This is a genomic window from Streptomyces hoynatensis, assembly GCF_003626535.1.
In the GTDB taxonomy this organism is placed as follows: Bacteria; Actinomycetota; Actinomycetes; order Streptomycetales; family Streptomycetaceae; genus Streptomyces; species Streptomyces hoynatensis.
On the sequence record NZ_RBAL01000015.1, the window covers coordinates 125,276 to 140,004 of the forward strand.

Genomic DNA, 14,729 nt, shown 5'->3' on the forward strand with positions numbered 1-14,729 from the left:
GGCGGCCCCCCGGCGCCCGGCCGCGCATACGGCGAACCCGCCGGGGGTGCCGGCGGGTTCGCGGTCGGCGGCCGGGCATGGCCGCGGTCCTGGTGCCGCGGGTGCGGGCCGTCAGCCGCGGAAGAGCGAGGTGGGGACCGCCCCGGCGAGCAGGCCGTAGCCCTCGGGCGTCAGGTGCAGCCAGTCGCCGTCGTGGATGCCGGGCAGCAGTTGGTCGGGGTGGGCGGGGTCGCGGACCGCGCGGTCGAAGTCGAGCACGGCGTCGAAGGTGCCGCTGTTCCTGATCCACGCGTTGACGGTCTGCCGCGCCGACTCGCGCAGCCCCTCCGGGTCGTCGTAGCCGGTGTTGTTGCCGAAGGGCAGCAGCGTCGCGCCGTAGACCTCGATGTCGTGGGCGTGTGCCTGGGTGACGATCTGCGCGAAGGCGGTGATCAGGTCGGCGGCCACGGCGTCCTGGGCCTGTGGGGTGGCCGCGGCGGTGCCGATGTCGTTGACGCCCTCGAAGACGAGGAGGCGGGTGACGCCGCTGTGGGCGAACACGTCGCGGTTCAGCCGGGAGATGGCGCTGGGGCCGAGGCCGTCGTTGAGGACCCGGTTGCCGCCCGCGGCCTGGTTGAGCACCGCCACGTCGTCGGTGGCGCGCTGGGACTGGAGCCGGTCGAAGAGCTGGTCGGGCCAGCGGTTGTTGCCGTTGGTCGTGGAGCCGCGGCCGTCGGTCAGCGAGTCGCCCAGGATGGCGGTCGCGGTGGTGCCGCGGCCCGACCAGGCCTCGACGGCGCTGAGGAAGTACCAGTGGTCCACCGGCGTGGCGCCCGGCAGGTCCCCGGCCTGCGCCTGGTCCCCGGCGATCAGGTAGGAGGTGGTGCGGGAGCCGGGGTGGGAGGTGATCGACTGGGAGGCCTGGCCCTGCGCCAGGTAGGCGGTGACCGTCAGGTTGGTGCCGGGCGCGACGGGCAGGTCGATCGGGTCGGAGACGTACTGCGCCCCGACGGGGACGGTCACCGAGGCGCGGCCCCCGAAGGTGACGGGGAGCGAGCTGCCCGGCTCGATGGCGCTCACCCCGGCCCGCCCGTCGCGGGGCAGGGCGACGAAGACCTCGGTGAGGGGCAGGGGGGCGCCGCCGAACTCGTTGGAGAAGTGCAGGCGTATCCGCGAGCCGCCGGTCGTCACGTGCAGGGTCTGCCGCAGCGTGCTGTCGGCGAGGACGGCGTCCTCCTGGGTGAAGGGGGCGGGCGGCATGTTCCCCGGCTCGGTGAGCTGGGGCATCGCCGTCCAGGTGTCGACCCAGTCCGCGCCGCCTCCGGCCGGACGGTCTCGGTGGGCGGCCGCGGCGGCCCCCGCGGGGCTCGCGGCGGCGGCCTGCGCCGCCGAGGAGGTCGCGACCAGGGCGGCGGCGAGGGCCGCGGCGGCGATCAGGCGCACGGGCGCGGTCAGTCTCTTCACGGGTGGGCGGGCTCCTTCGCGACTCGCGTGGGCGTCAGGGCGCTCGGGGCGGCGCGTGGCCAGGAGGCGGGGGCGGGGCGGGCCGCCGGGCACGCGGCCGGCGAACTCGCCTGCGGTTCCCTCGACTTCGCGCGGCCTGCGCGGCGCCGGTCGGATTGCGTTCGACACCGGTCGGCGCCGTTCGGCCCGGGCGGCGCGCCGGTCCCTTCGGCGGCCCCGGCCGGGCGCGGCGACCCTAGAGAGCGGCGTGCACGCCGTCAAGAGGCCCGGCAACCACGGCGCTTGGCCCGCCGGACGCGCCGGGGGCGTGCCCGGCGGGCGGTGGGGCGGCGCCGCGGCCTCACCAGGGGCCGGGGGCGGGGCCCCGGCGGGGCGGGGGCGCGGCCGGGGGCCGCGAGGACTTCGCGCGGCTGTCGGGCGGGGCGGCGCCGCGCCCCGCCACTCGTCTGCCGGCGCCCGTGCGGCCGAGGGGGCGCGCCGCCGGCCGCACCGCCGTAGCCGGGGGAACCGCGGCCGTCCCGCGCCCGCCGTACCGGGGGAACCGCGGCCGTCCCGGCGCTCCCGTTCACTCGGGGCTCGTGGACAACCGCCAGGCGTGCAGGGCGAGTTGGGCCCTGAGGCGGTCCTCGGGTTCGCGTAGCCGCCAGCCGAGGGCGGTCTCGGCCCCCGCCAGCCTGGCCGCGACGGAGCTGTGGTGCAGGTGCAGGGCGACGGCGGCCTGGCGCAGGGAGCCGGTCCGGCAGAACGCGGCGAGGGCGGCGATGCTCAGGTCCCCGCCGTCCTGGGTGGCCAGTTCCGCGAGGGCGCGGACGCCGGGCTCGGCGCGCAGCCGGGCCGCGGGCACCTCGGCGAGCAGGGCGAGCGGCCCCAGCGTCTCGTAGTCGACGACCTCCTCCTCGAAGCCGCCGCCCGCGGCGAAGCGCAGCGCGGTCTTCGCCTGCGCCCAGGAGGCCGCCGCCTGGGCCGCCGCCACGGCCCCGCCGATGCCGAACCTGACGCTCCTGGCGCGCGGGTGGCCGGGGAGGCGTTCGCGCCGCCACTCGGTGACCACCTGCCGCAGCTCCGCGGCCAGCCCCGCCGTGCCCTCCTGCGCCTGGACCAGGGCCGCGGCCAGCGGGCCCACGGTCGCCACCCGCACCGCGGCGCTGGTCCCGCCGCGGGCCAGCAGGGTCACCGCCCGCCCCCCGGCCTCCGCCCCCGAGTCGCCCGAGACGGCGACGACGCGCAGCGGCAGCGCCGGGGTCAGCCCGAGCAGCCGCAGGGCGCGGGTGCGGTCCTCGATGGCCTCGCGCTCGGAGAGCACGAGCTCGACCAGCGCCGGGTCGGCGGCCTGGGGCGAGGGGGCGGCGCGGCTGGGGCCGACCCCGGCGGCGATGGCCATCCACTCCAGGACCAGGGCGTCGAAGGGGCCGGGCTCGCCGCCGCGCTCCAGCCAGACGCGGCCGGCCGGGCGCAGCGGCACGCTGCCCGAGATCCGGCCTGGCACGCCGGGCAGGGCGGCGCCGTCGGGGGCGAACCGCACCCTGCGGCCGTCGGCGAGTTCGAGACCCGCGGGGCAGCCCGCCAGGCCGGCGGTGGAGCGCACCAGCAGCACGGGGTCGACCGCGCCGTCGGTCAGCAGTGCCTGGAAGTGGGCTATCACCCGGAACGCGGCGGCGGCGTCCGCGTCGAGGGAGGACAGCCTCAGGAGCAGACCCCTCACGTGCGCAGTGTAGAAAGGCCCGCGGTGGTCCACCAGAGTCACGGCATTGCCCGGCCGGCCAGGGCCCGGCGGCCGGTCACCCCAGGGCGCCGCGGACGGCCGCCTCCAGCAGGTCCACGCCGAGCGGCAGGGCGGCCTCGTCGAAGTCGAAGCGCGGGGTGTGGTGCGGGGCGGCCAGCTCCGCGCCGAGGCCCGCGTAGCTCGCCACGCCGCCGCGCTCCTGGACGCGGCGCATGAACGCGGTGGCGTCGTCGCTCGCCACGCCGAGTTCCGCGGCCGGGGTCACCAGCCGCAGCCCGGCGGCAGCGGCGGCGGCCTCGACCAGTTCGACGGCGGGCCGGTCGGCGCGGGCCGTGGTGACCCCGCCGATCAGCTCCACGTCCACGGTCAGCCCGTAGGTCTGCGCGGCGCCGAGCAGTGCGGCCCTGGCCCTGGCCTCCAGGTCCTCGTTGACCGCGCCCTCGTCCGCCCGGGTCTCCAGCAGCACCTCGGCGCGGTCGGGCACGATGTTGCTCGACGTGCCGCCGCTGACGCGGCCGACCGCGACCCGGGTCTCGTGCCCCGGTATCCGCGGCAGGGCGTGCACGGCGAGGGTGGCGGCCGCGGCGCCGAGCAGCGCGTTGCGGCCCTCGTGCGGGGCCATCGCGGCGTGCGCGGAGACGCCGTGGAAGGTGGCCCGCAGCTTGGAGTTGGCCAGCAGGCCGTCCAGCGAGGAGGCCAGGGTGCCGGTGGGCAGGCCGAGCCCGAGGTGGACGGCGAGGAAGGTGTCGACGGCGTCGGCCACGCCCGCGGGCACCATGGCGCGCGCTCCCCGCCCGCCCTCCTCGGCCGGCTGGAAGAGCAGCGTGACCGAGCCCGCCGCCGGCGGCCTGGCGGACAGGCGCTCGGCCAGTTCGACGGCCATGCCGACGTGCCCGTCGTGGCCGCAGGCGTGCATCACGCCGTCGTGGACGGAGCGGAAGCCCTCTCGTGCGGGCAGGTGCGCCGGGTCGGCTGACTCGTGGATCGGCAGCGCGTCCATGTCGGCGCGCAGCCCCACCACCGGCCCGGGGCGCGCCCCGCGGAGGGTGGCGACGACGGCGGTGTTGCCGCCGCGCAGCGCCGGCAGCCAGTGCGGGTCGGCGCCCGAGTCGGCGGCGCGGGAGTAGGCGGCGGCGAGTTCCGGCTCGGGCGGCACGTTGAGCCGATGTGCCGGCGAGATCGCCTCGGCCCCGGCGCGGACCTCCCAGCCGAGGCCGGCGAGGTGGGCGGCGACGCGGCTGGCCGTGCGGAACTCGGTGAAGCCGACCTCGGGGTGCCGGTGCAGATCCCTGCGCCACCTGATCGCCGTCGGCTCCGCGCCGCCCCCGCCGTTGGCCTGCCGTCCGCTCATCGTGTACCTCCGCTCGCGCCTGTCCTCTCCGCCGCGGGCGCGCCGCAGCCGCCGTGCGCCGGCGTGGGCACCGGCGCCCGGGGCCGCGCGCCCCGGAACTCCGCCGGGGGGCGGCGGGTGCGGCCGCGTTCGCCCGCGTGAAGACCCCGTCGAGGGTAGTGCGGGGCGGCGGGCGGCGGCGGCGCGCTCCGCCATGTGGGACGCGCGCCGGGGGCGCGGACCGCCCCGGGGACGGCGGCGGCTCCCGGCCGCCGCCGGGCAACCTTCCTGCGCCCGGCGGCGACGGAAGGGGGGACGGGCCGTGCACGAGGCGGCCGGAAGGACGGGAGGACGGAGCCGGCATGCCGGACATCGCAGGGTGCCAAGCGGCGGGAACAGCAGGGGCGGAGGCGGTGCCACGCCGGGGCGCCGGAGGGGCCGGGGCGCGCGGGGCGCGGGCCCGGCTCGCGGCGGCGGTGGCGCTGCTCGGCGCCACGGCGGCGTTCGCGGCGGGGCTCGCGGGGGCGCCGCAGGCGGCGGCCGCCGGAGCGCTGATCGTCGTGGCCACGGACGGCAGCGACGCGGGAGCGGGAACGGTGGACGATCCCCTGGCCACCGTCCAGGAGGCCGTCGACCGGGCCGGCCCAGGCGACACGATCGCGGTGCGCGGCGGCACGTACGCCCTGACCGACAACATCACCATCACCACCTCGGGCGAGCCGGGCAACCCGATCACCCTGGGGCCCTACGGGGACGAGCACGTCGTGATCGACGGCGAGCAACTGCCCGCGAGCCACACGCCGGTCGGGGGCAGCATCCCGAGCCAGGAGCGCGGCGCGATCCACCAGGAGGCGTCGCACTGGCGGATCGAGGGACTGGAGATCATCCGCGGCCCGTACGGCGTCTACTGCGACGACTGCGACGACAACGCGTTCTCCGGGCTGACGACGCGCGACAACTACGAGACCGGGTTCCAGTTGCAGGGCGACTCAGGCGGCAACCTGATCTCGGGGCTCGACTCCTACGGCAACCACGATCCGCGCAAGAACGGCGAGAGCGCCGACGGCCTCGGCGTCAAGGAGGGCTCGGGCGAGGGCAACCGGGTGGTGGGCGCGCGGCTGTGGAACAACGCCGACGACGGCTTCGACGCCTGGGAGTTCCTCTCGGCGATCACCGTCGAGGACTCCGTGGCCTTTGGCAACGGCGTCAACCGCTGGGACTTCCCCGACTTCACCGGCGACGGCAACGGCTTCAAGATGGGCGGCGGCGGCGAGGACCTGCCCGCGGACCACGTGCTGCGCAACGTCCTCGCCTTCGGGAACGCGGTGGACGGGGTGACCGACAACGGGAACCCGGGCACGCTCGCCGTCTCCCGCTGCACGACCTACCGCAACGGCGGCACCGGCTTCGACGTCGACGCCTCCGCCTCGGAGCTGACCGCGAACCTCTCGGTGCTGGACGCCGAGGCGCCGGTCAGCCTGGGCGGCTCGCATTCCGTGGGCAACTCCTGGGACCTGGGCGGCGACTGGGACGAGGACTCCGTGCTGAGCACCGATCCGGCCACCCTCACCGGGCCCAGGGCCGCCGACGGCTCGATCCCCTCCTCCGACTTCCTCGTCCCCCGCGACGGGAGTGCCATCGGCGCCCGCTTCTGAGGCCGGCACCCCCGGACAGCCCCGCACGCCCCGCGTACGCCCCCGCGCACCCCCACGCGGGTACTCCCCCGCGCACCCCCACGACGAAGGAGCGTCACCATGGCCACCGTTCCCCGCAGCGGGGCGAGACAGGGCCTCCCCAAGGGCCTGCGGGCCGCCCTGCTCGCCGTCCTCCTGGCCGTCTGCACCGCGCTCGCCGCCCCGGCGGTGGCCCAGCCGGTGAGCCCGGACGCCGACGACTGGAACCCGCCGGCCGAGCTCGTGCAGCCGCTGAACGAGGTGTGGCAGCACGTGGAGAGCACCTACCCGGACCTCTACGGCTTCCGCAACTACGGCTGGGACCAGGTCGTGGCCAACGGCGGCCACCTCAACTACTGCGTCAGGTGGGACTCCTCCGCGCCGGTGACCGCCCAGCTCCGCGACCGGATCGAGTCCGCCCTGCAACGGCAGTTCGGCAGGTGGATGGACGTGATGCTCGACGAGGGCGAGGGCACGAACGGCTGGCCCTACCGTGAGGTGCCGGTGAACGTCACCGGCTGGGCGGTCCGCGACCGCTCCACCCTGCAGTGGAGCGACGACTCGGTGGACGTCTACGCCGGCGTCCTCGACGGCGAGGGCGCCCCGCAGTGCGCGCCGGACTGCGGCCGCTTCTTCCACCAGGACGGGAACTACTCCCGGTGCCCGGGCGGCGAGGCCAGGCACTACGACATGTCCCTGTGGCTCACCGCCGGCTTCCAGGGCGGGGCGGGCGGCGACTGGGGCCAGCGCGTGGGCAGCGAGTACGTCGTCGGCGCCCTGGATCAGGACGACATCCACATCGTCCTGCACGAGATGGGCCACAGCTTCGGGCTCGACGACTTCTACGACTGGACGCCCACCGGCGTCGGCGGCTTCCTGATGCAGGCCGGCACCGCCACCCGGATCACCGACTTCGACGCGTGGATGTTCCGGGACTTCTGGCGGCACATGAAGAGCCGCTACGGCTACTGAGCCGCGGCGCCCGCGCCGGCGCACCCGCGGCGCGCCCCTCTCCCCCGGGGCGCGCCGCGCGGTCCGCCTCACAGCACGCGCCGCAGCCCGGGCAGGCGGCGCAGCGCCGCCGCGGCGGCGAAGGCGGCGGGCAGGGCGAGCAGGGCGGTGAGGGCCCAGGCGGCGACCGGCTGGGCGACGTGCCCCGCCAGGGCGTACTGCGCGGCGACGACCAGCGGCACGTGCAGCAGGTAGACCGCGTAGGAGGAGGCCGCGCCCTCGGCGCGCAGCCGGCCGCCGCCGGTGACCGCCTCCCGGAACAGGACCAGCAGGCCGGCACTCAGCGAGACGCACAGGGCCGAGTCGTACAGCGCCCACAGGGCCGAGGGGGCGTTCGCGCCCCCGGGGCCGAAGCAGGGCGCGTGCGCGCCGACGGCGAAGAGCAGGGCCGTGCCGGCGAGTCCGCCGGCCAGCCACAGCAGGCCGGTGCGGGCGTCGAGGCGGCGCAGCCAGTCCTGCCGCCCGGCGAGCAGGCCGAGGGCGAAGAAGGTCGCGTACTGCGGCAGCCTGGCCGGCTCGACCTGGAGGAAGCCGAGGGCCGCAACCCAGGTGTCCAGCGGGTAGCGCAGCCGGACGGCGAAGGTGACGGCGGCCAGGGCCGGGATCAGGCAGGCGAGGTGCCGGTGGCCGGGGGCGGGCCACCGCCGCGGCGGCACCCGGCGGGCCCGCCCGCGGCGGGCCAGGCGAGCCAGGCGGGCGGCCTGGCGGCAGAGGACGTACAGCAGGCTGTAGGCCAGCAGGTTCTGGATGAACCACAGGTGGCCGAACTGGAGGTCGGGCCAAAAGGGCCCGGTCCAGTCCGCGGGCCGCTCGCCGAGGCCGAGGTAGACGTCCGCGTAGTAGCGGGGGAAGGACAGCGGCGGGTAGTCGCGGTAGTGGACGTAGTAGGCGTACATCAGGCCGGGCACCAGCGTCAGCGCGCCCACCAGGGTGGGCACCCCGAGCCTGAGGAGCCGGGCCCCGAGGAAGCGCCCTGCCCCGCGCCTGTCCACCGAGTCCGGCATCAGGTGGGCCGAGACGAAGAAGAACAGCGCCATGAAGAACGTCCCGTCCCACGCGGAGAGGGTCGCCAGCGCGCCGTTGCGCCGCCCGCCCTCCACGTACCACCAGTCGGCGGGCCCGTAGGGCTGCAGGGCATGGTGCAGGACGACGAGGACGGTCAGCGCCAGCCGGAGGTTGTCCAGCCAGCGCAGCCGTCCGGCGGGGGCGGCCCGTGGGGCGACCGTGCCGGAAGGGGCGGGAGGGGTGGAAGGGGCCGAGGGGGTGGGCGTTGCCGGGACCGCGGGTGCGCGAGGCGAAGTGTCCATGCGTTGAGTTTGGTGTACACGTGCACACTCCGCACGGGGGCTAACCCCCGTTTCCGCCGTTCCGCTCCCCGGCCCGTTCTCCCGGTCGTTCCTCCGGCCGCTCCTCCGGCTGTGCCCCCGATCGCTCTTCCAGCCGGCCGTACCAGCCCCGCAGCAGCAGGCGCTGGTTGGCGGCGCTGCGCTCGGCCAGGGCCTCGGGGCCGAACATCGGGGCGGCCAGGTGCGGCTGGGCGACACGCTCCAGCAGCAGCGGCCCGAGGACGACGCTGAGCAGCTGGAACGGGGCCCATGCGGCGTCCGCGGCGCCGCCGCCGTGCGCCGCGTCCAGGCGGGAGAGTTCGGCCTTCGCCCCCGCGAGCAGCCTCCCGAACAGCGCCTCCCCCGCCCGGCCGCCCTCGATCAGCGAGTGCCGCAGGTAGCCGCGCAGCACCGGATCGGCGCCGAACAGGCGCGCCGACACCTCGCCCAGCGACTCCATGAGCCGCTCCCCCGGCCTGACGGCGGCGAGCGCGCGCCCGAAGAGCGCCAGCACGTGCTCGTCCACGGCCGCCCGCAGCCCCTCCTTCGAGCCGAAGTGCCGCGTCACCAGGGCCGGCGAGAGCCCGGCCGCCGCCGCCACGGCCCGGGTCGAGGTGGCCTCGAACCCCCGCTCCGCGAACAGTTCCAGGGCCGCGTCCCGCAGCCGTGCCCGCCCGGTCAGATCGCCCCGCTCCACATTGCGCATCCCCGCAGCGTACGAGGCCCCGCACGCGCCGCCGGCCACGCCCGGGGCGCCGTCCGGCCGCGGTCGGCCCAGGTCCCCGACCGCCTCCCCTCGCCGGTTTCCCCGCCAGGCCCCGGGCGCGGGGGAACACCTGTTCCGCGGCGCGCGGTAGCGTTTCGCGGGCCCGCGCGCGGTACAGGGACAAGTGCCGGGTTCCGGGGGACGCGGGCCCGGTTCCCGAGGGGACGCAGGAAGGAGTGAGGGCGCGTGAGTGACGAGAGCGACGAGAGCGGCGCCGGCGGGTCGGGACCCCCCGTGGTCGTGGTGACCGGAGCCGACTCGGGCATCGGCCGGGCCACCGCCACGCTGCTCGCCCGGCGCGGCGCCGACGTGGGCATCACCTGGTACGGCGACGAGGAGGGCGCGGAGCGTACGGCGGCCGAGATCCGCGCCGCCGGGCGGCGGGCGGAGACCGAGCCGATGGACCTGACCCGGCTGCCCGGGGCCGCCGACGCGGTGGACCGGCTCGCCGACCGGCTCGGCCGCATCGACGTGCTGGTGAACAACGCGGGCACCGGCGCCCCGGTGCCCTTCCTCGACCTGGACCTGGACACGGTCAGGCGGATCACGGACGTGAACCTGATCGGCCCGCTGGTGTGCGCCCAGCGCGCGGCCCGCCGCATGATCCGGCAGGGCGGGGGCGGCCGGATCGTCAACATCACCAGCGTGCACGAGCACCAGCCGCGCGTGGGCGCCGCGCCCTACTGCGCCGCCAAGGGCGGACTCGGGCTCCTCACCCAGGTGATGGCCCTGGAGCTGGCCGAGCACGGGATTCTCGTCAACGCGGTGGCGCCGGGCGAGATCGCCACCCCGATGACCGGGTTGACGGACGAGGACGTGGCGCGGGCGCGGCGGCCCGGGGTGCCGCTGGGCAGGCCGGGCTACGCCCACGAGGTCGCGGAGGTCGTCGCCTTCCTCGCCGGCCCGGGCGCCGGCTACGTCACCGGCGCCTCCTATGCGGTGGACGGCGGGATGCTGCGGATGGGGCCGATGGGCGGCTCCCACCTGCGCGAGGACGACTGGCGCCGCGGCTGAGCCGGCCGGCGCGGCCGGCGGTCAGCCCAGCCGGGCGGTGAGGCTGCGGCCGTAGGCGTGCCGCGTGGGGAAGGTGACCCGGGTGCCGCCTGGCACCCGTGCCACGCGCACCCCCTCGTCGGCGGCCCGGGCGCGCAGCCGCCGCCCGCGCACGGTGACGCTGACGGTGTCGCGTGCGGTGGTCGGGTCGCAGGCCGCGAGTTCCAGGGTGCCGTCCGGCCGCTCCCGGCAGAGCACCGAGGCCGGCCCCGCCACGGTGAGGGGCCCGGCGCGGTGCGTGCCGGGCGTGAAGGCGTTGCAGGCCAGCAGGCCGAGCCCGGCGTGCCTGATCGCCTGGCAGCGCACGGAGTTGGCGAGCACGCCGAGCGGGCCGCGGGCGTAGCCGGCGAGCCGCCGCTCCGTGGCGTGGGGCACCAGCGCCCAGGCCAGGGCGGCGGGGGGCGCGCCGGGCGGCTGTTCGACGCCGACGGTGAACACCTGCTTGGTGACCGCGGTGTCGGGGTTGGCCGACCGTACGAGGCGGCGGCTGGCGGTGACCGTGCCGAGCGAGGCGACCGGCAGGAGCCCGGCCCGGCGCGCCGCCCCGGCCCCCTCGGCGCCCGCCGCTCCGCGGTCCGCCCCCTCGGCGTCCGTCCCTTCGGCGTCCGTCCCTTCGGCGTCCGCCGTCTCGGGGTCCCGGCCGGCGAATCCGTCGAGGAAGACATAGCCGACGGCGGTGCCCTCGGTGGCGTTGGCGTAGCGCAGCCAGGCCAGCGGGGCGGCGCCAGGGCCGGTGTGGGCGCGGCCGTCGCGCAGCCGGCCGGTGAGGGTGAGCGCGTCGCCGGGGCCGGCGATCCGGCTGTCGAAGGTGCTGGTGACGGCGCGGCCCGCGCCGTCCCCCACTCCGGCGGCCAGCACGACGATCTCCTCGTCCAGCATGAACCAGGACTTGGTGGCCGTCGCGTTGCGGTAGGCGACGAAGTCCTCCGGGAGCAGCCCCTGCCGCTTGGCGGCGAAGGCGGCGTCCTCCGACTGCACCAGGCCCGCCGCCCCGAAGGCGCCGAGGGCGGCGCCGCCCGACCAGTCCTGCGTGCCGCGGGGGAAGTAGACGTAGGTGTTCTGGCTCTCCGAGGAGGAGGTGAAGCCGCGCTCCGGGTTGTCGTACCAGGCGGTGCCGTAGAGCTCGGGGACCGAGCGGCGCTCCTCGGCGGGCGCGGTGACGCCGGCCAGGCGGTGGGGCGGGACGGTGGTGTAGTAGTCGACGCCGAAGACCCGGGACTGGTCCTGCCCGGAGAGGTACAGCTGGTGGGCGCCCTCGCCCTGGAACCAGGGCCGCAGGTTCTCCCCGCTCATGTACTCGTACGTGCTGATGCGCGAGGAGTTGCGGGCCAGCGCGAAGGCGTACCCGGGGCGCCGGTGGACGGTCCGGTCCATGGCGGGGAACGCGGCGTGCTGGGCCGCCGGGTTGAGGTCGCGGGCCTTGAGGTCCGGGTCGGCGAGCAGATCGGCGTAGCGGGCGACGGTCACCGGGGAGGCGAACGCGGCGGGGTCGGGCGGCGTCCGCGCCGTCTGCCGCAGGAAGGCCAGGTAGCCGGCGAGGGCGGCGGCCTCCTCGCCGCCCAGGTACGCCGTCAGATCGGTGACCGCCTCCACGACCGCGGCGCAGGCCGCATACCCGCCGCTCGTCCTGGCGACGGACCGGCCCCTGACCATGTCCATCATCCAGCCCTCGAAGATCAGCGGGGCAAAGCCGCGGAGCACCCAGCCGTGGACGGTGGCGGGCAGCTCCGCCCGCGCGTGAGCCGTGCCGTCGAGGTACCTGATCGTCTGGACGACGCGGGTGAGCAGGCCGGTGCCGTACGAGCCGGTGTAGGCGACGGAGGCGTGCTGGAGGAAGGAGCCGTCCGCGTAGAAGCCGTCGGTGACGCCGTGGTTGAGCCGGTAGGGGTCGACGGTGGCGAAGACGGTCAGCTGGTCGGCGACGGCCTTGGCGATCCTGGCCTCGTCCCCGAGGGCGGCGCCCTGGAGGATGCGGTTGGTGGTGATGTCGGCCAGGTTGGCGCCGGTGTGGAAGCGGGAGTCGAGGTCGACGTCGCCGTCCCTGCCGTTGCGCAGATAGCCGTCCATGGCGGCGAGCAGCGCGGCGGGCAGTTCCCCGTCCTCCTCGGCCAGGAGGTCCCCGAGCAGCACGAGCAGCCTGCTGACGTGGGTGGAGATCCCGATCTCCCAGGTGAACCAGTTGCCGTAGTAGCCGGCCTCCTGGTCGCCGTAGTACTCCTCGTACAGGCGGCGCAGCCCGGCCAGCACGCGGCGCTGCGCGGCGAGGTCCCCCGCGAGGCCGGCGGAGGTGCCGGGGAGGCGGGTGGCCAGGGCGATCTCGTACAGGTACTGGAAGGACGTGGCGAGGTTCGCCTCGCTGGTGCCGAGCGGCAGGCCGCCGAACAACTCCCCGGGCCCGGCCCGGTCGAGCGCGGCCAGGCGGGCGCGCGCCGTGGCGTCGACGGCGGCGAGCTTGTCCGACACCTCGGGCCTGGCGTTGGACTCGGGGGTGCCGGCGAGGACGGCGAGGGCGTTGGCCAGGAGCCGGGCGCGGTCCGCCTCGGGGCCGGCCGGCGCCGCGAACGCGGAACGCGGGGCCGCCGCCGCGTGCGGCGGGCCGACCGCGGGCAGCCAGGCGGCGGGCAGGGCGGACAGCAGGGCACGACGCGACATCCGCAAGGCGACGCTCCAGGTTCCGGCGGGACCCCCTCGCCCCAGTGAACCAACCGGCCCCTGCCCTGTCACCACCGGTGCGCGGGCCGCCGCCCCGCGGGCGAACGGGGCGGCGGCCCGCGGGCGTTGCGGCCCGGCTCGGCGCCCGGCCGGCTCAGCCTCCGGCCGGCTCGGGCTCGGGGCCCCGCGCCGCGGCCTCGGCGCGCCGGACGCGGACCGGCTCGGTGCCCTCGGCGTTGTGCCGCTGGGCCCAGGCGAGCAGGGCCACCCCCGCGGCGTGGTCCAGGTGCCGCACCCGGCGCAGGTCGAGGTCCAGGGGCCGGTCCCGCGGCAGGGCCTCCAGCTGGTCGAGCAGCCTGGGCAGCCGCAGGAAGGTGGCGTTGCCGAGGACCCGGACCGTGATCCGCCCGCCGCCCGGGTCCTCGACCTCCAGGTGGACGTGCGAGGTCTCCCAGGCGCTCTTGACCACGGCGAGCAGCAGGCCCACGAGGACGCCCTCGAACATGTTGGTGGTCACGATGGCCAGCGCCGTGACCGCGAGGACGACGGCCTCTCCCCGGTGCTCGCGCCACAGCGGCAGGAAGGCCCTGACCTGCACCAGCTTCGAGCCCGCCTGCACCAGGACGGCGGCGAGCGCCGCGACGGGGATGACGCCGAGGGCGCCGGGGATCAGGGCGGCGAACAGCAGCAGCCACAGGCCGTGCAGCACCCGGGAGGCCCGGGTGCGGGCGCCCGCCTGGACGTTGGCGGCGCTGCGCACGATGACGGCCGTCATCGGCAGGGCGCCGAGCAGGCCGCAGACGGTGTTGCCGACGCCCTGGGCCATCAGTTCGGTGTCGTAGCGGGTGCGCGGCCCGTCGTGCAGCCGGTCCACCGCGGCGGCGCTGAACAGGCTCTCCGCCGAGGCGATGAGGGCGAAGGCCAGGACGGTGCCGAGCGCCCCGGCGCCGAGCAGGTCGGCGAACTCCCCACCGCCCGGCGGCTGTACGGCGTCGAGCAGGCCGCTGACCTCGACCCGGGCGACGGACAGGCCGAGGCCCTCGGCCGCGCAGGTCGCGAGCGCCACGGCCGCCAGCGGCCCGGGCACCAGCCGCGCGGCACGCGGAATCCGCGGCCACAGGACGAGCACGGCCAGGGTGCCGAGCCCGAGGGCGAGCGCGGTGCGGCCGGTGGCCGAGCCCGCGGTGTCGGCGGCGAGCGAGGGCAGGCCGCGCAGCGCGTCGAGGCCGCCGCCCGGGGAGGGCGCGTCGGCAAGGGCGTAGAGCTGACCTGAGATCAGGACGAGGCCGATGCCGGCGAGCATGCCCTGCACGACGGCCACGGAGATCGCCCGGAACCACCGGCCGAGCCCGAGGAGCCCCATGGCCACCTGGAGGACTCCCGCGCTGAGCACGAGGGCGCCGAGGGTGGGCAGCCCGAACTCCTCCACGGCCTCGAAGACCAGCACGGTGAGCCCGGCCGCCGGGCCGCTGACCTGGAGGCTGCTGCCCGGCAGCGCGCCGGTGACGAGGCCGCCGACGATCCCGGTGACCAGGCCGAGTTCGGCCGGCACGCCGGAGGCGACGGCCACGCCGATGCACAGCGGGAGGGCGACGAGGAAGACGACGAGCGAGGCGGTGAGGTCCGCGCGCAGGTGGCGCGCGGCGGCGGGTCGTTCGCGCATCGCCCTCACCCGGCCGGGAGCGCGTGGGCGGGCGGGTGGCCGGCGGTCCCGACCCGGCGGGCGGGGCGTTCCCCTGCCGCGGGGGCCGAG

General features: G+C 76.9%; 10 protein-coding genes. 3 read left to right on the forward strand and 7 right to left on the reverse strand.

Annotated elements, in window-relative coordinates:
• Window positions 1–111: 111 nt before the first annotated feature.
• From D7294_RS22885 to D7294_RS22895, 3 genes are all read right to left on the reverse strand, one after another.
• Complete coding sequence (locus D7294_RS22885) at window positions 112–1,443, reverse strand: SGNH/GDSL hydrolase family protein (protein ID WP_241562563.1); 1,332 nt, start codon at window positions 1,441–1,443, stop codon at window positions 112–114.
• A gap of 565 nt (window positions 1,444–2,008) precedes the next feature.
• Window positions 2,009–3,145 (reverse strand): PucR family transcriptional regulator, encoded by a 1,137-nt coding sequence (locus D7294_RS22890; RefSeq protein WP_120682759.1) that lies wholly within the window; start codon window positions 3,143–3,145, stop codon window positions 2,009–2,011.
• A 76-nt stretch (window positions 3,146–3,221) separates the two neighbouring features.
• The gene (locus tag D7294_RS22895) at window positions 3,222–4,517 is read right to left on the reverse strand and encodes an amidohydrolase (protein ID WP_120682761.1); all 1,296 of its coding nucleotides are present in this window, start codon (window positions 4,515–4,517) and stop codon (window positions 3,222–3,224) included.
• Between the two features lie 341 nt (window positions 4,518–4,858).
• Here D7294_RS22895 and D7294_RS22900 point away from each other — a divergent pair, with 341 nt between their 5' ends.
• Window positions 4,859–6,151 (forward strand): right-handed parallel beta-helix repeat-containing protein, encoded by a 1,293-nt coding sequence (locus tag D7294_RS22900; protein ID WP_120682762.1) that lies wholly within the window; start codon window positions 4,859–4,861, stop codon window positions 6,149–6,151.
• 99 nt (window positions 6,152–6,250) lie between these two features.
• Window positions 6,251–7,141, forward strand: a complete 891-nt coding sequence (locus tag D7294_RS22905) for a hypothetical protein (protein ID WP_241562564.1) — start codon at window positions 6,251–6,253, stop codon at window positions 7,139–7,141.
• Between the two features lie 68 nt (window positions 7,142–7,209).
• On the opposite strand, the gene D7294_RS22910 is transcribed toward D7294_RS22905, so the two are convergent.
• Both D7294_RS22910 and D7294_RS22915 read right to left on the reverse strand, forming a co-directional pair.
• The gene (locus tag D7294_RS22910; RefSeq protein ID WP_120682764.1) at window positions 7,210–8,487 is read right to left on the reverse strand and encodes an acyltransferase family protein; all 1,278 of its coding nucleotides are present in this window, start codon (window positions 8,485–8,487) and stop codon (window positions 7,210–7,212) included.
• A 40-nt stretch (window positions 8,488–8,527) separates the two neighbouring features.
• Complete coding sequence (locus tag D7294_RS22915) at window positions 8,528–9,211, reverse strand: TetR/AcrR family transcriptional regulator (RefSeq protein ID WP_120682766.1); 684 nt, start codon at window positions 9,209–9,211, stop codon at window positions 8,528–8,530.
• A gap of 246 nt (window positions 9,212–9,457) precedes the next feature.
• Between D7294_RS22915 and D7294_RS22920 the strand changes: the two genes are divergently transcribed.
• A complete protein-coding gene (locus tag D7294_RS22920) occupies window positions 9,458–10,285 on the forward strand; it encodes an SDR family oxidoreductase (protein WP_241562565.1) in 828 nt (275 codons plus the stop codon).
• Window positions 10,286–10,306: 21 nt separating this feature from the next.
• Here D7294_RS22920 and D7294_RS22925 read toward each other — a convergent pair whose 3' ends face one another.
• Both D7294_RS22925 and D7294_RS22930 read right to left on the reverse strand, forming a co-directional pair.
• A complete protein-coding gene (locus tag D7294_RS22925; protein ID WP_120682768.1) occupies window positions 10,307–12,982 on the reverse strand; it encodes a polysaccharide lyase family 8 super-sandwich domain-containing protein in 2,676 nt (891 codons plus the stop codon).
• Window positions 12,983–13,130: 148 nt separating this feature from the next.
• Complete coding sequence (locus D7294_RS22930) at window positions 13,131–14,639, reverse strand: SulP family inorganic anion transporter (protein WP_120682769.1); 1,509 nt, start codon at window positions 14,637–14,639, stop codon at window positions 13,131–13,133.
• Window positions 14,640–14,729 lie beyond the last annotated feature (90 nt).

What these genes read in the sequence shown, in the direction of transcription:
- D7294_RS22905 (WP_241562564.1), top strand. Translation starts at nt 6,251, where the DNA reads ATGGCCACCGTTCCCCGCAGCGGGGCGAGACAGGGCCTCCCCAAGGGC.
- D7294_RS22930 (WP_120682769.1), bottom strand. Translation starts at nt 14,639, where the DNA reads ATGCGCGAACGACCCGCCGCCGCGCGCCACCTGCGCGCGGACCTCACC.
- D7294_RS22900 (WP_120682762.1), top strand. Translation starts at nt 4,859, where the DNA reads ATGCCGGACATCGCAGGGTGCCAAGCGGCGGGAACAGCAGGGGCGGAG.
- D7294_RS22910 (WP_120682764.1), bottom strand. Translation starts at nt 8,487, where the DNA reads ATGGACACTTCGCCTCGCGCACCCGCGGTCCCGGCAACGCCCACCCCC.
- D7294_RS22915 (WP_120682766.1), bottom strand. Translation starts at nt 9,211, where the DNA reads ATGCGCAATGTGGAGCGGGGCGATCTGACCGGGCGGGCACGGCTGCGG.
- D7294_RS22895 (WP_120682761.1), bottom strand. Translation starts at nt 4,517, where the DNA reads ATGAGCGGACGGCAGGCCAACGGCGGGGGCGGCGCGGAGCCGACGGCG.